The organism is Streptomyces sp. NPDC046805 (genome assembly GCF_040645355.1).
Classification (GTDB): Bacteria; Actinomycetota; Actinomycetes; order Streptomycetales; family Streptomycetaceae; genus Streptomyces.
The window spans coordinates 1-24,232 of the sequence record NZ_JBEYYC010000027.1 but is presented as its reverse complement, the minus strand read 5'-3'; the positions used below and the strand labels follow the sequence as shown (position 1 = coordinate 24,232).

Annotated in this window: 22 protein-coding genes and 3 pseudogenes; 12 read left to right on the top strand and 13 right to left on the bottom strand. The window is 68.9% G+C overall.

Annotated elements, in window-relative coordinates; translation table 11 throughout:
- The first annotated feature begins 101 nt into the window (after positions 1 to 101).
- Entirely contained in the window at positions 102 to 374 is a 273-nt protein-coding gene (locus ABZ910_RS26270; RefSeq protein WP_361369408.1) for a DUF4190 domain-containing protein, read from the top strand.
- A 343-nt stretch (positions 375 to 717) separates the two neighbouring features.
- On the opposite strand, the gene ABZ910_RS26265 is transcribed toward ABZ910_RS26270, so the two are convergent.
- Positions 718 to 1,227: a VOC family protein gene (locus tag ABZ910_RS26265; protein WP_361369406.1), complete on the bottom strand. Its 510-nt coding sequence runs from the start codon at positions 1,225 to 1,227 to the stop codon at positions 718 to 720.
- Between the two features lie 150 nt (positions 1,228 to 1,377).
- A pseudogene (locus ABZ910_RS26260) lies at positions 1,378 to 1,524 on the bottom strand (transporter); the annotation flags it as partial.
- A 319-nt stretch (positions 1,525 to 1,843) separates the two neighbouring features.
- Here ABZ910_RS26260 and ABZ910_RS26255 point away from each other — a divergent pair.
- The 7 genes from ABZ910_RS26255 (at position 1,844) to ABZ910_RS26225 (ending at position 8,543) form a co-directional block, all read left to right on the top strand.
- Positions 1,844 to 2,575 carry an enoyl-CoA hydratase/isomerase family protein gene (locus ABZ910_RS26255; protein WP_361369404.1) on the top strand — a complete coding sequence of 244 codons (732 nt, stop codon included), beginning with the start codon at positions 1,844 to 1,846 and terminating at the stop codon, positions 2,573 to 2,575.
- On the top strand, positions 2,572 to 3,768 hold the full coding sequence (locus ABZ910_RS26250) for a CoA transferase (protein WP_361369402.1): 1,197 nt from the start codon (positions 2,572 to 2,574) through the stop codon (positions 3,766 to 3,768). Before ABZ910_RS26255 ends, ABZ910_RS26250 begins: the two co-directional genes overlap by 4 nt.
- Entirely contained in the window at positions 3,765 to 4,622 is an 858-nt protein-coding gene (locus ABZ910_RS26245; protein WP_361369401.1) for an enoyl-CoA hydratase, read from the top strand. Before ABZ910_RS26250 ends, ABZ910_RS26245 begins: the two co-directional genes overlap by 4 nt.
- A 378-nt stretch (positions 4,623 to 5,000) precedes the next feature.
- Complete coding sequence (locus ABZ910_RS26240) at positions 5,001 to 5,690, top strand: GntR family transcriptional regulator (protein ID WP_361369399.1); 690 nt, start codon at positions 5,001 to 5,003, stop codon at positions 5,688 to 5,690.
- Positions 5,691 to 5,726: 36 nt separating this feature from the next.
- Positions 5,727 to 6,698 (top strand): NAD(P)-dependent oxidoreductase, encoded by a 972-nt coding sequence (locus ABZ910_RS26235; RefSeq protein ID WP_361369397.1) that lies wholly within the window; start codon positions 5,727 to 5,729, stop codon positions 6,696 to 6,698.
- Complete coding sequence (locus ABZ910_RS26230; protein WP_361369395.1) at positions 6,695 to 7,462, top strand: SDR family NAD(P)-dependent oxidoreductase; 768 nt, start codon at positions 6,695 to 6,697, stop codon at positions 7,460 to 7,462. The genes ABZ910_RS26235 and ABZ910_RS26230 overlap by 4 nt, the downstream gene beginning before the upstream one ends.
- Positions 7,452 to 8,543, top strand: coding sequence for a tartrate dehydrogenase (locus ABZ910_RS26225; RefSeq protein WP_361369393.1), 1,092 nt, complete (start codon positions 7,452 to 7,454; stop codon positions 8,541 to 8,543). The genes ABZ910_RS26230 and ABZ910_RS26225 overlap by 11 nt, the downstream gene beginning before the upstream one ends.
- A 314-nt stretch (positions 8,544 to 8,857) precedes the next feature.
- Here ABZ910_RS26225 and ABZ910_RS26220 read toward each other — a convergent pair whose 3' ends face one another.
- From ABZ910_RS26220 to ABZ910_RS26210, 3 genes are all read right to left on the bottom strand, one after another.
- Entirely contained in the window at positions 8,858 to 9,937 is a 1,080-nt protein-coding gene (locus tag ABZ910_RS26220) for an alcohol dehydrogenase catalytic domain-containing protein (RefSeq protein WP_361369391.1), read from the bottom strand.
- A gap of 106 nt (positions 9,938 to 10,043) precedes the next feature.
- Complete coding sequence (locus ABZ910_RS26215; RefSeq protein WP_361369389.1) at positions 10,044 to 11,552, bottom strand: aldehyde dehydrogenase family protein; 1,509 nt, start codon at positions 11,550 to 11,552, stop codon at positions 10,044 to 10,046.
- 7 nt (positions 11,553 to 11,559) lie between these two features.
- Entirely contained in the window at positions 11,560 to 13,473 is a 1,914-nt protein-coding gene (locus ABZ910_RS26210; RefSeq protein ID WP_361369387.1) for an acetate--CoA ligase, read from the bottom strand.
- Between the two features lie 65 nt (positions 13,474 to 13,538).
- Here ABZ910_RS26210 and ABZ910_RS26205 point away from each other — a divergent pair, with 65 nt between their 5' ends.
- A complete protein-coding gene (locus ABZ910_RS26205) occupies positions 13,539 to 14,219 on the top strand; it encodes a GntR family transcriptional regulator (protein WP_361369385.1) in 681 nt (226 codons plus the stop codon).
- Between the two features lie 25 nt (positions 14,220 to 14,244).
- On the opposite strand, the gene ABZ910_RS26200 is transcribed toward ABZ910_RS26205, so the two are convergent.
- The 7 genes and pseudogenes from ABZ910_RS26200 to ABZ910_RS26170 all read right to left on the bottom strand — a co-directional run bounded on the left by ABZ910_RS26200 (position 14,245) and on the right by ABZ910_RS26170 (position 21,122).
- Positions 14,245 to 15,894, bottom strand: coding sequence for an NAD(P)/FAD-dependent oxidoreductase (locus ABZ910_RS26200; protein ID WP_361369383.1), 1,650 nt, complete (start codon positions 15,892 to 15,894; stop codon positions 14,245 to 14,247).
- The gene (locus ABZ910_RS26195) at positions 15,891 to 16,841 is read right to left on the bottom strand and encodes an alpha/beta hydrolase (protein ID WP_361369381.1); all 951 of its coding nucleotides are present in this window, start codon (positions 16,839 to 16,841) and stop codon (positions 15,891 to 15,893) included. Before ABZ910_RS26195 ends, ABZ910_RS26200 begins: the two co-directional genes overlap by 4 nt.
- Before the next feature lie 40 nt (positions 16,842 to 16,881).
- Positions 16,882 to 18,156 carry an MFS transporter gene (locus tag ABZ910_RS26190; RefSeq protein WP_361369380.1) on the bottom strand — a complete coding sequence of 425 codons (1,275 nt, stop codon included), beginning with the start codon at positions 18,154 to 18,156 and terminating at the stop codon, positions 16,882 to 16,884.
- A gap of 293 nt (positions 18,157 to 18,449) precedes the next feature.
- Entirely contained in the window at positions 18,450 to 18,689 is a 240-nt protein-coding gene (locus tag ABZ910_RS26185) for a hypothetical protein (RefSeq protein WP_361369378.1), read from the bottom strand.
- Between the two features lie 193 nt (positions 18,690 to 18,882).
- Positions 18,883 to 18,975: pseudogene (locus tag ABZ910_RS26180) on the bottom strand (SGNH/GDSL hydrolase family protein); the annotation flags it as partial.
- A gap of 412 nt (positions 18,976 to 19,387) precedes the next feature.
- Positions 19,388 to 20,110, bottom strand: coding sequence for a DUF2071 domain-containing protein (locus ABZ910_RS26175; protein WP_361369377.1), 723 nt, complete (start codon positions 20,108 to 20,110; stop codon positions 19,388 to 19,390).
- A 244-nt stretch (positions 20,111 to 20,354) separates the two neighbouring features.
- Positions 20,355 to 21,122 carry a UbiA family prenyltransferase gene (locus tag ABZ910_RS26170; RefSeq protein ID WP_361369375.1) on the bottom strand — a complete coding sequence of 256 codons (768 nt, stop codon included), beginning with the start codon at positions 21,120 to 21,122 and terminating at the stop codon, positions 20,355 to 20,357.
- A 127-nt stretch (positions 21,123 to 21,249) separates the two neighbouring features.
- Here ABZ910_RS26170 and ABZ910_RS26165 point away from each other — a divergent pair, with 127 nt between their 5' ends.
- From ABZ910_RS26165 to ABZ910_RS26155, 3 genes are read left to right on the top strand one after another with little or no spacing between them, the layout of a single operon-like run.
- A complete protein-coding gene (locus tag ABZ910_RS26165) occupies positions 21,250 to 22,398 on the top strand; it encodes a 3-oxoacyl-[acyl-carrier-protein] synthase III C-terminal domain-containing protein (RefSeq protein ID WP_361369373.1) in 1,149 nt (382 codons plus the stop codon).
- A 7-nt stretch (positions 22,399 to 22,405) separates the two neighbouring features.
- The gene (locus ABZ910_RS26160) at positions 22,406 to 22,921 is read left to right on the top strand and encodes an isoprenylcysteine carboxylmethyltransferase family protein (protein WP_361369371.1); all 516 of its coding nucleotides are present in this window, start codon (positions 22,406 to 22,408) and stop codon (positions 22,919 to 22,921) included.
- A complete protein-coding gene (locus tag ABZ910_RS26155) occupies positions 22,918 to 23,949 on the top strand; it encodes an NAD(P)/FAD-dependent oxidoreductase (RefSeq protein WP_361369369.1) in 1,032 nt (343 codons plus the stop codon). The genes ABZ910_RS26160 and ABZ910_RS26155 overlap by 4 nt, the downstream gene beginning before the upstream one ends.
- A 157-nt stretch (positions 23,950 to 24,106) precedes the next feature.
- On the opposite strand, the pseudogene ABZ910_RS26150 reads toward ABZ910_RS26155, so the two are convergent.
- A pseudogene (locus ABZ910_RS26150) lies at positions 24,107 to 24,232 on the bottom strand (transposase); the annotation flags it as partial.

Here is a 24,232-nt window from a genome sequence, read left to right as displayed (position 1 = left end):
ACCGTCGCCGCTGCGGCCGGCATCGGATGCTGGTTGATCCACTTCGTCGTACGCGAAAGCCGGTCGCGTCGCCGCGCTGTGCGACTCCGAGGAGAAGAACCATGCAATTCGTAGTATCCGAGCACCGGCCCACCAGCGTCGACGGTGCTGACGACGAGGCCGTCGCCTCCTTTGTCTTAGGCTTGCTCGGACTTCTCGTGCTGAACATCTTTCTCGGGCCTCTTGCCATCGTCCTGTCCTGCATCGCACTGCACCGGGGCACCACCCGCCGAGGACGTGCCCTGCTGGGCGTCGCTCTCGGCGCGGCAGATCTCTTGGTGCTCGCCGTCCTCGTGACCGCCAACGGCACGTTCGTCTGGAACTTCGGCCACTGAACCACGGCGAGGATGCCGCCCATCTCACAGATGATCAGGGGCGCAGGGCCCGGTGGCGTAGCGGACGGAAGCCGCGCTGGCGATCGGACCGCCGGACATGCCGAAGGGCGACTCGAACATCGAGATGGTCATCGGCCGCTGGCGGCGCCGACGATGGCCGTGGTCACCTCTGTGAGGCGGCGACGGCCATCGCTTCCTCCGCCTCCTGCCGGAGCTCGCCGGCTTCGCGCCGCCTCTGGGCGACGAGCACGGCCGCGGAGAGGGCGATGAGCGCAGCGGCGTAACCGATGGCGGTTATCGTCCTTGGGACGTTTTGATTGGCGCGTTCAATGGAGACGGTCTGTCAACCGAGTGCGACGAGCTCAAGCTGATTGTTGTCAGGGTCGCGGAATACCACGGTTGAGTATGCGAACGGCTCTTTCAGGTCTCTGATACCGGTGTGGTCAATGCCGAGTTCATCGAGCCAAGCGGTCCAGGCCTCCAGGTCTTCACGTGCATTCACCTTGAACGACACGTGATCCAATCCGGTACGAGATTCATCGAACTGCTCACCTTGATTGGCGGTGTTGTGGTGCAGTCCGATGACGAGCCCCGAGCGCGGCTCGGTCAGCAAAATTCCGTAGCCTGTGTCCTCCCGTTCGTAGTGGGGGAATGTGGTCGGCACGCGATCGGCTTGGAGCAAGCGCTGGTACCAGTCCAGACTGGCCTCCATGTCGGTGACGGTTAGTGACAGGTGATGTATGCCGGAGATTCCCGGTGTCAGTTCCTCGCCCATGCCGGCTCCCTTTCTCTCGATTTTCTCGTTCACCGCACGTTCAGTGGCCTGGAATGCCGAGCCGAAGAGGGCGCTCATCAACTACTGGTCGACGAGCGTCACGCGACGTGCCCAGTTCGCTGTTATGGGTCCGTATAAGCCGATGGGAGCATGGGCTCGGTTGTTACACAACTGGGCGACTACATACCTGCAGCCTGTGAATTTCGAGGGGCGACTTTTTCTCGTCGGCCGCGGACGGCGCCAGTCGGTGGTCTCGGCGACCTCCGCGCCGAGCACCTTCCGGACGAGCGCCTCGACCTCGTGATGCGCGGGGTCCAGTCAGGACAGGTAGGAGACGGCTTGCGACAGCACCCCGCTGTCGCGGACGCCGAGCATCGCCTCCAGTCCGGCCTCGACTTTTCCCCAGCTTGCAGGGCTGTCGCGCCTGCACGCTGGGGTCGTTGCCCACGACATCGCGGAGGGCCGACGGAAGGGGGCGGTGGCTGAGTTTCGACGAGCGCGTGTGCCCCGGGTGACCGGACGAGCCGCCGTCGTGTCAGCGAGCCGGCAGGTGGTAGCGCGGTCCCAACTGGGCGAGAGACCGCCGCGAGAAAACTGACGCCCCATCAGTCGGTATACAGATCTTGACTTCGGGATACAGTCCTCTTAGCGTCAGGTGAGCCAGACGGCACACAGCACTCCGGAGGGCGAAGCCTTGAGTGATGGTGGACAGCTCACCTACGAATCGATCGACGGCGTCGCAGTTCTGACGATCGATCGGCCGAACAAGAAGAACGCACTCAGCCGCGCGATGGCCGAGTCGCTCGCGCAGGCGTGGATCAAGTTCGACGAGGGGAACGACCGCGTCGCGCTCCTCAAGGGCGCGGGCGCCGACTTCACCGCGGGGATCGACGTCGGCGACGCGCCGGCGGAGCCCTCGTGGGCGCCGAATCTCGGTGTCGCGACCAGCAAGCCGATCATCGTCGCCATCGACGGCTGGTGCATCGGTGCCGGGATGATGCTCCTCCAGCAGGCCGATCTCGCGGTCGCCGCGCACACCGCCAAGTTCCGTTATCCCGAGGCCAAGTTCGGGCTGTCGCGCGGCATGGCGGCGGGTCTTGCGACCAAGGTGCCGCACAAGATCGCGATGGAGATCCTGCTGATCGGCCGGGTCCACACGCCGGAGGAGTTCGCGCGCGCCGGTCTCCTCAACGCCGTGGTCGACAGTGATCAGCTCGAATCGACCGCGATGGCCTGGGCGAGGGAGATCGCCTCGGCCGACCAGGACGTCGTGCGCTACCTGAAGCAGGGCGTCCTCGACACCGTGCCCCGCGGGCCCGGTGAGCACGCCGCGCACACGGTCTGGGAGATAGAGCAGCTCCCCGGCAACCGCCGGCTCAAGGCCGGGGGTCTTTCCGTGGACGACCTGAAGGGCGCGTCACGATGACGGCCGCGAGCCAGGAGCGGGACGGGCAGCGGCTTCCGCTGACCGGGCTGAAGATCGTCGATCTCTCGCACTTCCTCGCCGGGCCCTTCGCGACGATGATCCTCGGCGACCTCGGCGCAGACGTACTGAAGATCGAGCCGCCGGCGGGCGATCCCGTACGGAATCTGCCTCCTCACGAGATCGCCGGGAACAGCACCTTCTTCTTCAGCGTCAATCGCAACAAGAGGTCAAAGACCATCGACCTCAAGTCCCCGGCCGGCCGCGAGCAGTTCCTGGAGATCGTGGCCGAGGCGGACGTCGTGTGCCACAACTTCCGGCCGGGCGTGATGGAGCGTCTCGGGCTGGGCTACGAAGAGCTCCTGAAGCGCCGGAGCGATCTCGTGCTCTGCTCGCTGTACGGATTCGACTCCGAGGGTCCTTGGGCCGGTTATCCGGCCGTGGACAGCCTGCTTCAGGCGCTGAGCGGAGTCATGGACCTCACGGGTGAGCTGGACGGGCCGCCCTCCCGGGTCGGTTACCAGATCGGCGACACGGCGGGCGGCCTGTGGGCGGCCATCGCCATCCTCGCGGGGCTCCACGGCCGCAACACCGACGGCGAGGCGCGGCACGTCGAGGTCTCGCTGTTCGACGCGCAACTCAGTCTGCTCGTCTGGCAGGCGCAGGACTACCTCACCCACGACGTCGTCTACCAGCGCATGGGAACGCGGCACGCCACCTTCCCGCCCAGCCAGGCCTTCGAGTGCGCCGACGGCCGCTACGTCTACGCGACCCCCAGTGCCATCCCGCGCTGGTGGACCGGCTATTGTCGCGCGCTCGGCCGGCCCGAGATCGCCGACGACCCGCGCTTCCACGACCTCGCGGCACGCCAGCAGAACCGGGCCGAGCTCGAGCAGATCGTTGCGAGCGCCTTCAAGGAACGCCCGTCCGGTGAGTGGGTCGAGCGCTTCCGCGCGCAGGACGTCCCGGTCGCGCTCGTGCAGAACGTCGCCGAGGCCTTCGCCCTGCCCACGGTCGCCCGGCGGAACATGGTCGTACCCGTCGAGCTGAGCGACGGATCGACGGCCCGCATGGTCGGCAACCCGATCAAGACCGGCGTGCCCGAGCGCTTCACCGCACCGCCTGGGCTCGGTCAGCACAACGACGCGCCGAACTTCCTCCCCTCGCCGTCCCGACACCCGGAGCACACCGCATGAGCGAGCACATCCCCGAGGATCTCGTCCTGTACGAGCTGAACGACGGCGTCGCCACCATCACCCTCAACCGGCCCGAGGTGCGCAACGCGCAGAACGGCAAGCTGCTGTACGCGCTCGACCGCGCCTTCCAGCGCTTCGCGTTCGACGACGAGGCGAAGGTCGCGATCCTCGCAGGCAACGGCCCGCACTTCTCCTCCGGCCATGACCTCGGCCCGACAGGCGACCGTGAGACCACGTTCGACCGGGTGTCCCTGTGGTGGGACCACGTGGGCAAGGAAGGCGCCGAGAACAGGTTCGCCCGCGAGAGCGAGCTGTACGTGGGCCTGTGCCGCCGGTGGCGGGACCTCCCGAAGCCGACGATCGCGGCTGTTCAAGGCGCTTGCATCATGGGCGGTTTGATGCTCGCCTGGTCCTGTGACCTCATCGTCGCGAGCGAGGATGCCTACTTCGCCGATGTGGCGGTCGACTTCGGAATTCCGGGCGTGGAGCTGTTCGCCCATCCCTGGGAGCTCGGTTCCCGCAAGGCCAAGGAGTTCCTGTTCACGGCGGACCGGCTCTCGGCCGGCGACGCGCATGCGGCCGGAATGGTCAACCACGTCGTTCCGCGCGCGGAGTTGATGGAGTTCAGCACCGCGTTGGCCACCAGGATCGCGGGGCGTCCGCGCATCGGGCTGGCGCTCGCGAAGCAGGCGGTCAACCAGTGCGACGACCTGATGGGTTACCGCAGCGGTACCGACTCGGTCTTCGGCCTGCACCAGCTCGCGCATGCGCACAACGCCGAGGTCATCGGTCACATGAACGGGCCCGGCTCGACGGATCTCGTCAAGAAGGCCCTCGCCAGAGACGCGAAGTAGCCGCGATGACCACACCGACCACACCCCTGCTGAGCGTCGACCGGCTGACGGTCGGGTTCCGGCAGCAACGGCACTCCGCCGCACGGGTGGTGCACGACGTCTCCTTCGATGTCGCGGACGGCCGGCGTCCCGTCGTCGTCCAGTGGTTCCTCATGCTGTCGTTCGCCTTCCTCGCCGAGGCCGGCCTCAGCCTCCTGAGCCTGGGAATCCAGCCCCCGGACCCGAGCTGGGGACACATGCTTTCCCGCGCCTATCGTGTGAGTCCACGGCTGGCTGGCAGATCGTGGCGCCGGCGACGGCCATCGCCCTCACAGTGCTCTCCCTCAACCAGGTCGGTGATGCCGTGTGCCGGTGGTTCAACAGAGGAGTGACCGACTGATGGACATCATGAACACCGCGGCGGAGGGTGACAGCCTCGCCGAGCAGACCTACCGCAGGCTCCGCTCGTTGCTGGAGAAGGGCGAGTTCGCCACCGACAGCCCCTTGTCCGAGCAGTCGCTGGCACGCAGCCTGGGCGTCAGCCGCACACCGGTGCGGGAAGCGCTGGCCCGCCTCACGGTCGACGGTCTGGTCGCGGTCAAGCCCAACGGCACGCGGGTCGTCGCCGATCTGTGGCCCAACGTGGCGCACGGCTTCGCCATCCGCATCCGGCTGGAGCCGTGGGCGGCGGCGTTGTCCTCGCAGCGCATGACCGCGGACGACTTCGAGGACCTGAAGGCCATGCAGGAGAAGATGGAGAAGCTGCTCGACGCGAGCGGCATGGTCGGCGAGATCAGCGAGCTGAACCAGCTCTTCCACTGGCGGATCATCACCTTCTGCGGAAGCCCGCCCCTGATCGAGACCCTGGACCGGCTGCGTCCGTACAGCGTCGTTCCCCGCATCGTGGAGCAGTACGACGACGAGGTCCGCCGGGTGGCCATCCTCGAACACCGCAACATCATCGACGCGTTGTGGCGCCGGGACTCCACGGAGACGGAACACCTGACCCGCCTCCACCTCGAACGCGGCTTTGAAACCCTCAAGGCCGCGGTGGCGCGGTCCTCGGCGGGTTCGTCGCGTCGGAGCTGAATTCCCGACTGTCCTGTCCCCCATGAAAGGAGACCCATGGAGCGCGTCGTCGTCACAGGTGGCTGCGGGTTCGTGGGAAGTCACGTCACCAAAGCCCTGCTCCGACAAGGGCACCGGGTGGTCGTCCTGGACCGGGAGCCGGACAGCACCCTGATCGAGGCGCTGACCGGGGCGAAGGACAGATCGCGCCTTGAGGTGCACAACCTGGACGTGCGGGATCGCGACGCCGTGCCGAAGGCGATCGAGGGCGCGTCCGGCGTCGTACATCTGGCTTCACTGCTGACGCAGCGCTCCGACGGCGACCCGAAACTCGCGGTCGAGGTGAACTGCCTGGGGGCGGTCAACGTCTTCGATGCGGCACGCCGGGCCGGCATCGCCCGGGTGGTGTGGGCGAGCAGCACCGCGGTCTACGGATGGGGAACGCCGGGCACGAGTGTCGCCAACGACGCACCGCACACCGCGTCGGACATCTACGGGCGGACCAAGTCGCTGACGGAGGTGATCGGCGCGCAGTACAACCGGCAGTACGCGATGGAGACGGTCGGCCTGCGCTTCACCGTCGTCTACGGGTTCGGACGGGCGACCGCGATACCCCGGGGCTCGGCCGGCGGACCGGTGGTCGACCTGGTCGAGCGCCCGGTGGCCGGCCTGAAGGGCACGCGAGTCCGCCACGCCGACACGGTCGTGGACTGGCTGCACGTCGAGGACGCGGCCCGAGCGGTGTGCCTCGCACTGCGGTCGGACGGAATCGAGAGCCCCGCGCTGTCCGTCACCGGGCAACTCGCCACGCTGCGGGAGGCCGCGGAGCTCGTCAGGGAACTCGTGCCCGGGGTCGGCATCGACATCGAGCCGGGAGTCTCGCCCCGCCCCATGGTCATGGACCTCGACAAGTCCGCGGCACGACGCGAGATCGGCTACGAGCCCGCGTACGACCTGCGGGCGGGCGTCGCCCAGTACATCGACGCCTTGCGATCCGCCCGAGTCCCCGCAGAGGAGCAGCGCCGATGAAGCGCTTCGAAGACCGAGTGGTGATCGTGACCGGCGCGGGCAGCGGCATCGGGCGAGCCTGTGCGGAGCGCTTCGCGCGCGAGGGCGCACGCGTCGCGGTGGTCGACCGCGACACGGAGTCCGCGTCGGCCACGGTCGAGGCCATCACGGACGCCGGCGGGACGGCCGAGCCGTTCATCGCCGACGTCACGGACTCGGCGGCCGTCGGCAGGTGCGTCGACTCGATCGTGGCCTCACTCGGCGAGATCGACGTGCTCGTGAACAACGCGGGACTGCACGCGACGTCGTTGGTCCACAAGATCAGCGACAGCGAGTGGCAGCGTATGCTCGACGTGAACCTGTCGGGATCGTTCTACTTCGCCCGAGCGGCCCAGGCATCGATGGTGCGTCGGCGCTCCGGGCGCGTCGTCAACGTGACCTCGCAGGCGTCCATCGGAACCGAGCGCGGCTTCGTGCACTACGCCGCGGCGAAAGCAGGCGTCATGGGTCTCACGCGCTCGCTCGCGCTCGACCTCGGCCCGTTCGACATCACGGTCAATGCCGTGGGTCCGGGGCACGTCGAGACTCCGATGACCCATCATCTGGCGGACACGGCCGGCGTCGACTACGAGTCGATCCGCGCCGAGCAGATCCGTCGCAACGCCCTGCCGCGAGTGGCTCAGCCGGAGGATCTCGCAGGCGTCATCACCTTCCTGGCCTCCGACGACGCACGTCATATGACAGGCCAGGTGCTGTGGGTAACAGGGAGGCCCAATGGTGGGTAAGCAAGACGAGACTGCCCAGGCCGGGGCACCGGAGTCGAGGTCGCGTTTCACGATCGACCTCATTCCCGGGGACGGCATCGGCCTGGAGGTGGTACCGGCCGCCGTCGAAGCGGTCGACGCGGTGACACGTGAGTACGGCGTCAGCATCGACTGGCGTCATCGTGACTGGGGTTCGGAGTACTTCCGCAGGCACGGCGTGATGATGCCGGCGGACGGTCTCGACCGCATGTCCGACGGGGACGGGATCTTCCTGGGCGCGGTCGGCGACCCGGAGATCCCCGACGACGTGACCCTGTGGGGTCTGCTCATCCCCATACGCCGTGCGTTCATGCAGTACGTCAATCTCCGTCCCGTACGCGCGCTGCCCGGAGTCGACTCCCCCGTGCGCTCGGGCGAGTTGATCGACCTGGTGGTCGTGCGGGAGAACGTCGAGGGCGAGTACTCGCAGATCGGCGGCCGGATGTACCAGGGCTCGGAACAGGAGGCGGCCTTCCAGCAGGCCATCTTCACCAGGACCGGCGTCACCCGAGTCGCTGAGTACGCCGCGCGGCTGGCCGCGTCGAGGAACGCGAAGCTCACCTCGGCCACCAAGTCCAACGGCATCATCCACACGATGCCGTTCTGGGACGAGGTCGTCCAGGAGGTGGCCGACAAGGCAGGCGTGCCCGTCGAACACGTCCTGATCGACGCGCTGGCCGCGAAGCTGGTGGCGACGCCGGAGTCCTTCTCGGTGATCGTCGCGTCGAACCTGTTCGGCGATGTCCTCTCCGACCTGGCCGGCGCGATCGCGGGCTCCATCGGCGTCGCCCCCAGCGCCAACCTCAACCCCGAGCGCCGCTACCCCTCCATGTTCGAGCCGGTACACGGATCGGCCCCGGACATCGCCGGCCAAGGCGTCGCCAACCCCGTCGGCCAGATGTGGACAGCGGTCATGATGCTCGAACACCTGGGCCTCGGCCCCGCCGCGGCCCATCTCATGGGGGCGATCGAGAAGACACTCGAGCAGGGGCTGCGTACGCGGGATCTGGGAGGGTCGGCCGGGACGGCGGAGTTCACCCAGGCGGTCTGCCGGAACATCTGAGCCGGGTGAGCGCCTGAGTGTGCTTGCGCTCCGCGTCGTACAACACGACGGTGCGAGGCGGTCGAAAGCGGGTACGCGCCCGGTCCTCGCGGTGTGATCGAAGCCGCGAGGACCGGGCGCTTCCCACTGGCTGCCCGCGGAGGAGCCACCCTCACCCGCGGTCGTACGGGCCCTGCGGCGCGCCCACGACCGCGGGGCCGGCCACACGCCAGGCGGCACCGCCCGGCAGGCCGACGATTCCGGCCAAGGTCAGCCGAAGCGTCAGCCAGTCGGAGAGTCGGACCCCCGAGCGATGCCATGGTCAATCCTCACTGTCAGTCGGTGGTCAGCATGACGCGCAGCGACTCGCCCCGGTGCATCAGGTCGATGGCCTCGTGGATCTCGGTCAGCGGCAGCCGGTGGGTGACCAGGGACTCGATGTCGAGGCGTCGGGCACGCACCAGATTGATGATCCGCCCGTAAGTGCGCGTGACGTCGGCTCCCCCGTACACCGAGGGCAGTACGCGCTTCTCGCCGGCGAACAGTTCCATCAGACTGGCCGGGAACATCTCCTCGGGCCCGGCCACGCCGACGAGGCAGACGTTGCCGCCGGGGCGCGCCGCCTCGAAAGCGGAGCGGACGGCAGCCTGGCGGCCGACGGCCTCGATGACGTGGTCGAATCCCAGGCCTTCCGTGTGCCGGGCGGCGGCGTCGGCCAGCTCCTCCGGGGCGACGGCCTCGGTGGCGCCGAACTCGAGAGCCCACTTGCGGCGGGTGGCCACGGGGTCCACGGCGACGATCTGGGCGGCGCCGGCCGTCCTGGCGCCCAGGACGGCGCTGATGCCCACGCCCCCGCAGCCGATGACGGCCACGGTGTCGCCCGGCCGGACTCCGGCGGTGTTGACGGCCGCGCCGAAGCCCGTCGTGAGGCCGCAGCCGATCAGGGCGGCGGCCTCGTAGGAGATGTCCTGCGGAATCGGAGCCGCGAACCCCGCGTCGAGCACGATCTCTTCGGCGAAGGTGCCGGCGCCCACGAAGCGGTACAGATCGGTGCCGCCTGCGGTGAATCCCGTGACGTGCCTGGCGGCGGCGCCACTCGGACAGAGGTTGCTCTGCCCGCGCCGGCACAGTCCGCATGTTCCGCAGGAGGGACGCCAGTTGACCGTCACGCGGTCGCCGGGCCGGACGTGGGTGACACCCTCGCCGACCTCCAGGACCTCGCCGGCCCCTTCGTGCCCGAGCACCACCGGCACCGGGTGGGCCAGCTTGCCGGAGATCGCGGACAGGTCGGAGTGGCACAGACCGGTGGCCCGTATGGCGACCCGGACCTTTCCTGGGCCGAATCCCGTCGTCTCGACATCGCGACGGACCTCGACCTTGTCCTGGCCGGTGCCGGTGAGTACGGCGGCGAGCATGGTGACTCCTTACGAGAGCGAGTGAAAGCGAGAAAAGAGGAAAAGGGTGTTGCTGCGCGTCCCCCCTGCTCGGGAGGGACGCGCAGCGGTGTGCTCGGGCCCTGCGTCACAGGGCGATGTTCACGGCCTTGACCTGCGTGTAGAGATGGATGCCGTCGGTGCCCAGCTCGCGTCCCCAGCCGGACTGCTTGTAGCCGCCGAACGGCAGCGCGAAGTCACTGGCGTTGTACTGGTTGACCCAGATGGAACCTGCCTTGATCCGCCGTGCGAGGCGGTGAGCGGTGGAGATGTTCCGCGTCCACACGCCGGCCGCCAGGCCGTAGTCAGTGTCGTTGGCCACGTCGGCGATCGCGTCGATACCGTCGGCGGCCGAGAACGGCATCGCGACGACCACGGGGCCGAAGATCTCCTCGCGGACGACACTGAAGTCGGGGCGCACATCGACGAGGACGGTGGGTTCGAGGAAATAGCCTTGCTCTCCGCGCCGCCTGCCGCCGGTCAGCGCACGAGCCCCGTCGGCGAGGCCCTGCTCCAGGTAGCCCGTCACTCGGTCGAGCTGTTCCTGGGACACCAACGGGCCCATCTCGCTGGCCGGGTCGAGGCCCGGGGCGATCTTCACCTTGCTGACCCGTTCGGCGACGGCCCGCATGAACTCCTCGAAGATGGCGTCCTCGACGTACAGGCGTGTCCCCGCCACGCAGGCCTGGCCCTGGTTGCTGAGCCAGGCGTTGACCGAGCCCTCCACTGCCGTCTCGAAGTCCGCGTCGGCGAAGACGATGTTCGGGCTCTTGCCGCCCAGTTCGAGCGAGACCTTCTTCAGATTGCCCCTGGCCGCGTCGACGATCTTCTTGCCGACCTCGGTCGATCCGGTGAACGCCACCTTGTCCACGTGGTCGTGCGCGGCGAGCGCCGCCCCTGCGTCGCCGAAGCCGGTGACGATGTTGACCACGCCGGGCGGCATACCGGCCTCGCAGAAGACCTCGCCCAGCAACAGGGCGGTCAGCGGGGTCTGTTCTGCGGGCTTGAGGACGACGGTGTTGCCGGCCGCGAGGGCGGGGGCGAGCTTGAAGGCGGCCATCAGCAGCGGGAAGTTCCAGGGGATGATCTGGCCGCAGACGCCGATCGCCTCGCGCAGGGTGAAGGCGTGGAACTCGCCCTCGGTGACGCGCGGCATCGACACGTCCACCGTGCTGCCTTCCAGCTTGGTGGCCCAACCGGCGTAGTACCGGAACAGGTCGGCCGTCCGCGCGACGTCCGATCGCCGCGCGATGGACGCCGGCTTGCCGTTGTCGATGGACTCGAGCTGGGCGAAGACATCGGCCTTGGCCTCGATGAGGTCACCGACGCGCCACAGCAACTTCTCCCGCTGGTTGGGGCGCATCCGGCTCCACGGGCCGTGGTCGAAGGCCCGTCGGGCGGCGGCCACGGCACGGTCGATGTCGTGGTGCGTGCCGTGGGGTACCTCGCAGATCACATTGCCCGTCGCCGGGTCGATCGTGGTGAAGCCGCCCTGCTCGACGGGCTCGATCCAGTCGCCGTCGATCAGCAGCCGCTTCGGCTTGTTGATGAACTCCTGTACGGGGGCGAGGATTTGATTCTTGACGGCAGTCGTCATCGTTCTCTCATTCCTTGTCGCGGGGGGTCGCGGACGGCACGGCTCGCTGTGCCAGGGCCGCGCGGAAGTCGTCGAGGACCGAGATGTCCTCGATGGTCGACGGGACGGGTGCGGCTTCTCCGTCGACCAGTTGGCGCATGGTCTTGCGCAGGACCTTGCCGGAGCGTGTCTTCGGCAGGCCGTTCACCACGTCGACCCTGGACAGGGTCGCGATGGGGCCGACGTCCCGGCGCACGAGGGCGGACAGCTCCGTCGCCAGGTCCTGGTCGGAGCCGGCGTAGTCCGTCCTGGTGACGACGAACGCGTGCGGCACCTGGCCCTTGAGTTCGTGCCGGGCCCCGATCACTGCGGCCTCGGCGACCGCCGGGTGGGACGCCACCGCCGCCTCGATCTGCCCGGACGAGAGCCGATGGCCGGCGACGTTCATGACGTCGTCGGTCCGGCCCAGGATGTAGACATAGCCGTCCTCGTCGACGAACCCGCCGTCGCCGGTGAGGTAGTAGCCCTCGTACTGCGACAAGTACGAGGAGACGAAGCGCTGTTCGTCGTTCCACAGGCCGGTCAGGGTGCCCGGGGGCAGCGGCAGTCTCAGGCAGACGGCGCCCTCTTCGCGCACCGGCAGCGGGCGGCCGTCGTCGTCGAGGATGTGCACCTCGAACCCGGGCACGGGCAGTCCCGACGACGCCGGTCTGCCGGGCGGTCCGTCCAGCCCGCGCAGGCTCGCCGTCACGGGCCAGCCGGTCTCGGTCTGCCACCAGTGGTCCGTGACGGGGACCCCGACAACCTCGCCGGCCCAGTCGTACGTGGCCGGGTCGAGGCGTTCGCCCGCGAGGAACAGGTTCCTCAACGAGGACAGGTCGTACCGGGCACGGTGCTCGCCCTCGGGATCGAGTCGCTTGATCGCGCGGAGCGCGGTGGGCGCCGTGAAGAGGGTGTTCACCCCGTACTGCTCCACGAGGCGCCAGAAGGCTCCGGCGTCCGGGGTGCCCACGGGCTTGCCCTCGTACAGCACCGTGGTGGCGCCGGCCAGCAGCGGGCCGTACACGATGTAGGAGTGGCCCACCACCCAGCCGATGTCGCTGGCCGTGAACATGACGTCGTCCGGGCCGACGTCGTAGACGTGCATCATGGACCACGACAGGGCGACCGCGTGGCCGCCGTGGTCCCGGACCACGCCCTTGGGCCTTCCGGTCGTGCCCGAGGTGTAGAGGATGTAGAGCGGGTCGGTCGCGGCGAGCGCGACGCAGTCGGCCTCCGGTATTTCCTCGGAGGCCATCAGCGAGGCGTAGTCGAGGTCCCGCGCGCCCAAGTCGGCGACCGCCTGAGGACGTTGCACGATGACACAGGTGTCGGGCTGGTGGTCGCACGCGTCGAGGGCCTGGTCGAGCAGGGGTTTGTACTCGACCACGCGGCCGGGTTCCAGGCCGCAGGACGCCGCGACGACGACCTTCGGCCGGGCGTCGCTGATACGCGCGGCGAGTTCGGCCGCGGCGAAGCCGCCGAAGACGACCGAGTGCACCGCGCCGATGCGCGCGCACGCGAGCATCGCGACGAGGGCCTCGGGCACCATCGGCAGGTAGATCAGGACGCGGTCCCCGCGCTCGACGCCCAGCGACCGCAGGACACCGGCGAACTTGGCGACCAGGGTCGTCAATTCCGCATAGCTGTACTCGCGTTGGGCTCCGGTCATCGCCGAGTCGTGGATCAGCGCGGTCTTGTCCCCGCGTCCCGCGCGCACGTGCCGGTCCAGCGCGTTGAAGCACGTGTTGAGCACGCCGTCCGGGAACCATCGACGGTGCGTCGCGTCCAGGATCGTGGACGGTGGTTCGATCCAGTCCACGGCCCGGGCCGCGTCACGCCAGAACGCCTCGGGCTCCGCGATGCTGCGGTCGTAGGTCTGCTGGTGGGTCGGTGAAATCAAGGAAGCCTCTCTACGTTCTCACTTGCCGGCGGAGGCGGAAACAGGCACTGATGTAGGATGCATTTGTGTCCTTCAGTGTTCCGCCCACGCGTACCGAAGCCGTGCTCAGTCAACTGCGAGCCGAGATCATTTCCGGGGTCCTCGCGCCCGGCGAAGTCCTCAAGGACGGCGAAGTCGCCGCGCGTATGGGGGTGAGCATCACCCCGGTACGGGAGGCGATCGCTCAACTCGCCCACGAGGGACTCGTCGAGGTCTCCCCGAACCGCTGGCGCCGCGTGGCGCAGATGAACCTCGACGAGGCCGTGGCGACCCTGGACATGCAGTTCATCCTGTACGCGGGAGCGGTGGAACGCGCGCTGCCGAATCTCTCCGACGATGATCTCGTGCGCCTGCGGGAGCTCCTGGAGGACATGGGCACGGCGGTCAAGCGCAGTCGCCCCGCGGCCGCGGCCAGTGCCGTGGCCGAGATCTTCGGCATGGCGGTGGATCGGGCGGCCAACCCCGACCTCAAGGCCGTCTGGAAGATGGTCTTCGGCCGCGGGCGCCGCTTCATGGGGCTGAGCGGCTCGAGCAATTTGTGGGACCTGTGGGTCGCGGGCTTCACCACGGTGGTCGAGGCCATGGAGAGCCGCGACGTCGAGGCCGCCGTGCGCAGCGTCCGCGCCATGGCCGCGCAGGTCCACGAGCAGACCCTGAGCCCCGACGCCCATGGCTACGTCCTGGGCTCGCCGTCGCCGCCCGAGTGACCTCCTCGCCGGGCGCGCACCCAACTCACCGCGCAACGGACTGCCTTACTCGGGTGAACCCGGGGTAGCCGTCCGCGGCGATGTCCTCGCACAGCCGCCGGTAGGTGCCGACTCCGCCGACGTACGGCAGGAAGACCCGTGGCTTTCCAGGGATGTTGGCCCCCATGTACCACGAAGCGGCCGTGGGGAAGAGCGTCTTGTCCGCGATCTCCCGCAGGTGGTCCACCCATTCGTCCTGGGCTTCCCGCGTCGCCTCGATGACGACCGCTCCGTCGGTCCGCGAGGAGTCGATCAGGTTGGCGACCCACTCCACGTGCTGCTCGATCGAGGTCAGCATGTTCCCCAGGACGGACGGGCTGCCGGCGGTGGCGAGCGTGAACATGTTGGGGAAGCCGGCGCAGGCGAGTCCGAGGTAGCTGCGCGGACCGGCCGCCCAGGTCTCGCGGAGCCGTTCGCCGTCGCGTCCGCGGATGTCGATGCTGTTGATCGCTCCCGTCATGGCGTCGAAGCCGGTCGCGAAGACGATGGCGTCGAGCGTGTACTCGGCCTTCGCGGTGCGGATGCCCGTCTTCGTGATCTCCTGGATCGGCGCGGCCTTGACGTCGACCAGTTCCACGTCCTGCCGGTTGAAGGTCGCGTAGTATCCCGTGTCCACGCACGGCCTCTTCGTGGCGAACGGATACGTCGTCGGGGTGAGCAGCTCGGCGGTCTTCGGGTCCTCCACGATCTGACGGATCTTCTGCCGGACGAACTCGGCGGCCGTCTCGCTCGACTCATGGCTGGTCCTGAGGTCGGCGAACGCGTTGGCGAAGTTGAGGCCGCCCTCCTTCCAGAGCTTTTCGTACGTCTCGTGCCGCACGTCGTCGGGGATGTCGAACGCCTTGACCGTGGTGTCGACGCGTGGGACGCCGCCGTTGCTGTAGCGGGCGAGTTCCCGGCGGGCGTCATAGCCCGCGCGCACGTCGCGGATGTAGTCGTCGTCGAGCTCCCGGTTGTGTGCCGGAAGGCTGAAGTTCGGCGTCCGCTGGAAGACGACGGTGTGCGCGGCCTGTTGGGCGATGAGCGGTATGGACTGGATGCCCGACGATCCCGTACCGATGACGCCGACGCGCTGTCCCGCGAAGTCGACTTCCTGGTGCGGCCAGTTGCCCGTGTGGTGGACGCTGCCCGCGAAGGTGTCGAGCCTCGGGATGACCGGGACGTTGCCGACCGAAAGACAGCCGGTCGCCAGGATGAAGTAGTCGGCGCGGATCTCCTCGCCGGCGTCGCTCCTGATTTCCCATCGCCCGCCGGCCTCGTCGTAAGAGGCAGCGATGATCTTGGTGTTGAGCTGGATGTCACGCCGCAGGTCGAAGCGGTCGGCGACATGGTTGGCGTAACGGAGGATCTCGGGCTGGGTGGCGAACTTCTCCGACCAGCGCCACTCCTGCTCCAACTCAGGGGAGAACGAGTACGAGTAGTCGACGCTCTCGATGTCGCAACGGGCTCCCGGGTAGCGGTTCCAGTACCAGGTGCCGCCCACGTCACCGCCACGTTCGTAGGCGCGGACCGTCATTCCGAGTTCGCGCAGCCGGTAGAGCATGTACATACCGGCGAATCCAGAGCCGACGACCACGGCGTCGTACGAGCGCGGGCGAGCGTCGGAGCCCGCGTCGGAGGTGTCAGGCAAGGTCATGAATTGCTCCTGTCCAGCCGGTCCGTATCGAGGAGCCGGCGGATGGTACGAGAGAGATGACTGACGGCGGCGTCGCTGCCGGGCAGGACACCGACCAGGGGGAAGAAGCCGTGCATCTGGTCCGGGAAGTGCGCGGATTCGACCCGCACCCCCGCCCGGCGCAGCCGGTCCGCGTACGCCATCCCCTCATCGCGGAGAGGATCGAACTCGGCGGTGATGACGATGGCCGGCGCGAGCCCGCCGAGATCGTCGGCGCGCAGCGGAGCCGCCTCCGGCTCCGCGCGTGCGGCCGCGTCGGGCGCGTAGTGGTCCCAGAACCACAGCATGCTGTCGCGGTCGACCAAGAGCTGGTTGTCGGGCGCGAGGTAGGAGGGGCGCTCGGTGTCGGTGTCGGTCGCCGGGTAGACGAGGACCTGGAGCGCGAGGTCGGGGGTTTCGGCCGCCCGTGCGCGCTGGGCCATGACCGCGGCGAGATTGCCGCCCGCGCTGTCGCCCGCCACGCACAGCGGAATGTCCCGTCCTACGAGTTCCGTTGTCCGTTCCGCGGCCCACAGCAGGGCGCTCCACGCGTCGTCGACGGCGGTCGGATAGCGGTGTTCCGGGGCCAGGCGGTAGTCGACCAGCAGGACGGCCCAGCCGGTCCGCTCCGCCAGGACCCGGGCGAAGGCATCGGACTGCGTGATGCCGCCGATGACCCATCCTCCGCCGTGGTAGTAGACCATCAGGCCGTGGACGTCCCCTTCCGGGACGAGCAGCCGGACGTCGATGGCGCCGTCCTTCACCGCGACCTGGTGATCGCGGACTTGAGCCATCCGCGGTCCCGTTGCCCGGGACTCACCCATTCGCTCCGACCAGTCCCGTGCTTCATGGACCGTCATCCGGGAGAAGGGTTTCGTCCCCGCCTCCGCCAACTGCTGGAGCAGCGCTCTGCTTGCCGCATCGAGCACGGTCTCCTCCTCTCTTACGATGCAGAATGCATTCTCTGGGTCAATGTGCTGCTTGGCCGCTGACGCGGAAGTCGAGGTCCCGCGTCTCGGGCCCCCACAGCGCCCCGATGGTGACCAGCGCCCCGCCCAGGATCAGCAGCGGGATCGGGGCGAACCGAGCGGGCATCACGTCGGCCAGGCCCAGGAGATAGAAGCTGTAGAAGCTCGGGATGATCAAGGAGAAGCTGTACCCCATCGCGAAACCGGACGACCGGACGCTGGTTCCGAAACGTTCGTTGACATAGCAGGTGGCGACGCCGAACACGGAACTGATCACCAACTGTACGACGACCGACATGGCGGCGACTGCGAGGACGCCGTGAATCACTCCGTCCATGAAGACGTAGTAACTCGCGCTGCCCGCAACGACGATGACGCCACCCATCACGGCGAGGAAGGGACGCCGCCCCACCCGCTGGCTCGCCACTCCGGCCCCGATGAAGCCCGCGTACAGAAGGATGTTGGTGATGAGCAGGGTCCAGGTGAGGGTGGTCGCGTCGAGCTTGTGGTAGCTCTTCAGCATGTCCGGGACCACGGACGCGGTCATGGACGACGTGATCCAGAGCCCGGTCATGAGTATGAACACCTGCCAGAACGAAGCCCGTTCGCGCCCGAACACCACCTCGCGCAGCGGCGCCTTCGCCTTGCTGGACTTCTCCCACAGGTCCGACTCGGGCAGGTGCTTGCGGCGGTAGACCAGGAAGGCGGCACCACACGCGGCACCGAAGAAGAACGCGATCCGCCAACCCCACTGGACATACGACGAGTCGGTCCCGCCCGCCGGAGCGATCCGCAGGACGAGGAGTGTCAGCAAGGAGAGGAGGATGAACGCCGCGCAGTAGGCTCCGGCGAGGATGCCGCCCACCAGCCCGCGCTTTTCCTTGGAACAGTACTCGTAGGCCAGGGGCACCGCGGCGGTGTACTCCGCGCCCAGGAAGATGCCGTCGATGAAACGCAGGGCTATGAGCAGGGCCAGGCTCCATATGCCGATCGAGTCATAGCCCGGCAGCAGGCCTATGGCCAGGGTGCAGGCCGAGAACCCGGCCACGGAGATCATGGTGATCCGGCGCCGGCCCGCCCGGTCTGCCAACGAGCCGAAGACCAGAGCCCCCAGCGGCCGGCCGAGCAGTGTCGCCGCGAAGATGACGAAGTACAGGGTGGTACTCGTCGCGGGCGACAGCCCCGGAGGCTGGAAATAGATCGTCGCAGGCCCGAGGGCGATCACCGGCAGATAAAGGTCGATGAAGTCCACGAGCAGGCCCTGGTAGGCGCCCACGATCGCGCTTCGCCGTTTACGGGGATCGACGGTCCGTTCGTCAACCGCGGGGGCTGAGGGGGAAGTTGAAGTCACCTGACCGCTCCTAGGGAAGGTGCCGTACACGATGGCTGACTGCGCCTACGATCGCGCTTCGCTTCGAACAGGGCATGACAGTAGGCCCAGGTGGTAGCCGCGTCAATGAATAATGCAGGATGCATTTCTTCAACTCACGCGAGGCGCGGGCGGGCTCAGCGGGATGGCTCCGGCGTGGCGCAGGCGGGGGCCCGCCTTGCGGTGCGCGGTACGACGGATCAGCGGACGGCCGACTCCTCCAGGACCGCCAGGTGTCCGGTGCCGCTGAGCGACGACAGTTCGACGTCGGCGACGCAGCGCGCCCTGACGGTGTTGAGGATCAGCATCCTCTCGATGTGCACGCTGCCGGTGCCGCCCGCGAAGTCCGTCTGGGCGAGATCGGTGGCCGCCTCGTCCATGCGGACGCCGACATACGTTGCCTCGCGCGAATTGGGGAACTTGATGAAGACGTACCGCATCTCGGTGAGACGCCGCCGCGGGTCCTCCACCGAGGGGGGACGGGCCGCCGCCGACGACCTTCTACCCCGCGACGGAGAGACGTTCGATGGGTTGGCCCATGAGTGGCTCCTGCGTGATGTCGGTCGGGGTGTCTGCCGGGGTGGCTTCATGAGGGCGCCGGGGCGCGGCTCCGGGGCGGGGTCCCACCTGTGGCCAGTCCGTCACAGGGCCGGGGTTTGTGCGGTCCGCAGGCGTGATCCAGAAGGCTTTGCTCAGCTCAGCGCTGAACTGGGCGGTCGGCCGTCCCCGGACGGGACACCCACCCAGGTTCCCTGGACGCGGGATGGAGGGCGCGTATGGCAAGGGGGGCGGTGCAATCCGAGCGCCAAGGAGCCCCACCGCCGATGGCCGTCCCTCTCATAGACCTCTACCTGCGCAAGAGCAAGAACTTACGGGAGGACGACCACCGCCGAGAGCAGTCGGAGGCGGACGTCCCCGTCGCAGCTCGACCGAGATCGACTCGGAGTGCCGTCGTGGAGGGCGCAGTCTGATCGACACCGACCCGACCTCGGCCGGCTCCGAGCCGTACCAGAGGGTGAATGCCTCTGATCGGCTCCGAGCAGCCCCGGTCGAATCGGGGGCGAATCAGAGCGGTTTCCTCTGACTGCCTCGGATCGCCTCTGCGCATGCATGCATGCGGCTCCGCGTCGGATGGAGATCAGGAACGGCCCGGCGGGGACAGTGGACGGGAGATCCCCAGCCGGACGTCCCGGACGCCTTCGGAGAAGTGCACGACGGGCTCGCCGGGAGGGGTGGAAAGGCCCGCCGCGGCGGTCAGTGTCTCCTCCATCGTCTCGACAGCGGCGGCGGCCAGCGGCCATGGCTCGTGCTCCACGGGTGTCTCCCAGAGGACTCCCATGCTGTGCGTGTACGCCCGCCAGCGCGAGGTCAGCCACACGTCCCGCTCTGTCGGTTCGATCGGGCCGCCGGTGTGGACGTCCAGGCGGTAGGAGGCCCGGCCGGTCCTCCGCGAACCGGCGTACGCGACGGTGTCCCCCTCGGCCAGGACGCGCAGGGTCCCCGGATGGTACGGCGCCCCGATGGCACGGGCTGCCAGCATGAGCGGACAGGAGACCTCCAGGGACAGGAACCACAATCCGTCCTGTCCGTCCCGGCGCCGGACGTAAGTCCGCAGGTTGGTCTCCGCGAACGTCGGGAGCCCTGGCAACGTGCCGGACACTCCGGGAGGGCGAACGTCCGCCATGAGAAAGGGGGTGAGACATACCCAGGCGGCCCCGTCGTACTCGTCCACGACCAGTTCCCCGGGCAGCAGAGCCTGGACGGACTCCGGTCGACAGGGCCAGTTGACGAACGTCTGCGTCAGCCAACGGGCCCGCAGCATCGGCGCACGCACGCGCTGCTCCGCTTCGTACGACACCATGGACGGCGAGTCCCCGCCCGCGGCCCCCGGAAACGCAAGGGCCGGGATGAAGAGGCCGATGCCTGTGTATGCGCCGTCACCAGTCCTGCTTCCCGGTGTTCAGGACAGAGCGTGACGACGGAGTCCTGACAGCAGGACTCACTCCCGCTCAGTCTCTAGGAACGGTTCGGGTGTCGGCCGTCTCGGATCCAGGCGGAGTACCGGGCCGTCTCCGAGGCCTGGCGGGGCCCACGGGTGCGGCGGGTCACGTCATGTCCGAACCGCGCAGCAGAAGCTGGGCCACAGCGATCCCGGCCACCAGGATCGCCGCCCGGAACGGCCACCGGCTGCCGGCCTGATACGGCACAGCCGTACCCGTCACCGCGACCGACGCGGCCGCCGCCAGTGTCCAGTCCGTGACTCCGACCGCCCCGGACGGTCCTGCGGCGAGCACGCCCACAGCCGTCAGCATGACGAACGGGGCCAGCCACCGGCAGGCCCGGGGCCCCAGCCGGTGCGGCAGACCACGGACACCCGTCGCGAGGTCGTCCTCGATGTCGGGAAGGACGTTCACCAGGTGAGCTCCGAGGCCAAGAAGGGCCCCCGCGGTCACCGCCCACCAGGCGGGCCAGGACGGCGGGTACAGGCCGAGCGTGACGAAGGGGGGCAGGGAGCCGAAACCCACGGCGTAGGGCAGGGGGGACAGCGCCGTGTGCTTCAGCCGCAGGTTGTACGTCCAGCCGGCGGCCACGCCCGCCAGATGTGCGGCTCCCGCGGCGACCCCGCTCAGCAGCGACAGCGGTACGCACAAGCCCAAGGCCGTTCCGGCCGCGCAGGCCGCCGCCCAGCGCGGGATCTCGCCGGTTCCCACCGGCTTGTCGCCGCGCCCGCAGGTTAGGTCCCGCTGGGCGTCGGCCGCGTCGTTGCACCATCCGATCGAGAGCTGACCGGACAGCACTGCCACGGCCACCGTCACCGTCCCGGTCACTCCCCGGCCCGCTACCGCGGCGAGGCACGTCACGAACACGGTCACGGCGACCGTCGGCTCCGGATGACACGAGCGCAGCAACGCCGGGACTCGGTGTGTCGTGCGCGGCAGAGCCCCAGACGGGTGGACGGACACGTACGCAAGGTAATCGAGTGTCCCAGGCGAGGAAGGCATGAATGACATGCGTGTCCCCGTGATCGTCGAGCATGCCCCTTCCCCGCCCACCACCCTGCACCGCAGAGCCGCGCCCGCCGCCACAGCGACCACCGTCGCGGCTGTCCGTACCAGGCTGCCGCCGCACCGTTACGCCCAGGAGGACCTCACCGAGCCGATCGGCGATCTGTGCCTAGCCCCGGGTGCGGACCGCGCCCTGTTGCGCCGCATCCACGCGTCCGCCGGGGTGCGTACACGTCATCTCGCCCTGCCGATCGAGCGGTACGCCCTTCTTGGCGACTTCGGGGACAGCAACGACGCGTGGATGACGGCGGGCCTGGAACTGGGCGAGGAAGCCCTCACCGGAGCACTGCGCGAGGCGGGACTCGGACCGGCTGATGTCGACCTGCTGGTCTGCGCCTCCATCACCGGTGTCGCCGCTCCTTCGCTCGACGCCAGGCTGGCCGGGCGCATGGGAATGCGGCCCGACGTAAAGAGACTTCCCGTGTTCGGCCTCGGCTGTGTCGCGGGCACCGCCGGCATCGCCCGGGTGCACGACTACCTTCGCGGGCACCCCGACGACACCGCCGTGCTGCTCACCGTCGAACTGTGCTCGCTGACGCTCCAGCAGGGTGACGCCTCCCGGGCCAACCTCGTTGCCGGTGCCCTGTTCGGCGACGGCGCGGCGGCGCTCGTCGCACGGGGCAGTGGCTGCGCCCGAGGGGACACGGCCGGGCCCTTCGTCGTCGCCACGCGTAGCTGCCTGTACCCGGACACCGGACAGCTCCTGGGCTGGGACATCGGCGCAGGCGGATTTCGTGTCCTGATCGATGCCGGTGTCCCCGGCTTCGTCAGGGACCACTTCGGCCGGAACGTACGTGCCTTCCTGACCGAACACGGCCTGACCACCGACGACATCGGGACCTGGGTGTGTCACCCGGGAGGTCCCAGGGTTCTCTCCGCGGTGGACGACGCCCTCGGTCTGCCCGGCGATGCCCTGGAACCCTCACGGCGCTCACTCGAGACGGTGGGGAACATCTCGTCCGTGTCCGTGCTGCACATCCTGCAGAGCATCCGGGAGTCCCGTCGGCCCGAGACCGGCACGTGGGGGCTGATGCTGGCCATGGGCCCGGGATTCTGCTCCGAACTCGTCCTGTTGCGCTGGTGAGGGCCTCATGCCGTGGTACGCGCTTCTCGTTCTCGCCGTCGCCGCCGAACGCGGGGCCGAACTCGTCGTCGCCCGGCGCAACGCGGCGTGGACCCTCTCCCGCGCCGGTGTGGAGCACGGCCGTGACCATTACCCCGTCATGGTCGCCCTGCACACGGGCCTGCTCGCGTGCTGCCTGCTCGAACCCGTGCTCGCCGGCCGGCCGTTCCTGCCGGTTCTGGGGTGGCCCATGCTGGCGCTCGCCGTCCTGGCCCAGGCCCTGCGCTGGTGGTGCGTGACCGCACTCGGACCGTACTGGAACACCCGGGTCATCGTCGTTCCCGGAGCGCGGCTGGTCGGCGCCGGACCCTACCGTTTCCTGCGCCACCCCAACTACCTCGCCGTCGTCGTGGAGGTCGCCGCCCTGCCCTTGGTGCACTCCGCATGGCTGACCGCCACGGTGTTCACCGTGGCCAACGCGGTGCTGCTCACCGTCCGGGTGCGCTGCGAGAACGCGGCCCTCACCCAAGCAGCACCCGCGTGAGCGGCGGCCACGACCTGCTGATCGCCGGCGGTGGGCCCGCCGGCCTCGCCACTGCCCTGCACGCCGCGCGCGCCGGTCTCGACACCGTCATCGCCGAGCCGCGCCAGGCGCCGGTCGACAAGGCGTGCGGGGAGGGTCTGATGCCCGGCGTCGTCCGCTCTCTCGCCGCGCTCGGCCTGGAGGTCCCCGGTCACCCGATCGCCGGCATCCGCTATGTACAGGACCACCGCCAGGTCCAGGCCGTCTTCCGCCACGGCCCCGGCACCGGTGCGCGCCGCACCGACCTGCACGGCATCCTGCACCGGGCCGTGCTGGCGGCCGGGGTGCCCGTACTGCCCCTGCGGGTGGAGGAGGTACGGCAGGACGTCACCGGCGTGACAATCCCCGGGACGGGGCTGCGTGCCCGCTGGCTGGCCGCCGCGGACGGACTGCACTCACCCGTGCGTCGCTGCCTGGGCCTGGAGGTGAAGACCCGAGGCGTACCTCGTTACGGGCTGCGCCGGCACTACGCGGTGCCCCCGTGGTCACCGTATGTGGAGGTGCACTGGGGAACGCACACAGAGGCGTACGTCACCCCCCTCGGGCCCCGACTCGTCGGCATCGCCATGCTGACGACCCGGCGAGCCCCCTTCGCCACTCATCTCGAGAACTTCCCCGAGCTGGCCGACCGCCTCCCCCCGCAGGCGGCCGTCACCGCGGTGCGGGGCGCCGGACCGCTGCGTCAGAGAGTCCGCACCCGGGCCCACGGGAGGGTACTGCTCGTCGGCGACGCGGCCGGCTACATCGACGCGCTGACCGGTGAGGGCCTCTCCCTCGCCCTCACCGGCGCCGAAGCCCTGGTCACCAACCTGTGTCGTGGCACGCCCAGCCGGTACGAAACCGACTGGGCGAACGCGACCCGCCGGCATCGGCTCCTGACCGAACTGCTGGTAAGAGCGCGACAGCAGCCCGTGCTCGCCCCGCACATCATGCCCACCGCAGCACGCCTGCCACGCCTGTTCAGGGCAGCCGTCAACGCGTTGGCCTGAACTCCGACCGTGCTCCGATCCACCAGGAGTACGGGCAGACGGCCATGGACCGACGGGATCCGGCCTCCTTCGCCGGTTCTCCCCGGCATTCGGCTGCAGACCGGCGGCGGCGCCCGCTCAACCCGGCCCCTGAGCCAGGAGATTGCTGCGACCGTTCCTAGAGACTGAGCGGGAGTGAGTCCTGCTGCCAGGACTCGTGCTCGGTCGTGTGCCCCGAACGGTTTTGGGCACGCTGGTCTCCCGCGTTCGCTCCGCGTCCGGTCCCAGCGGATCGTGTCCGTGG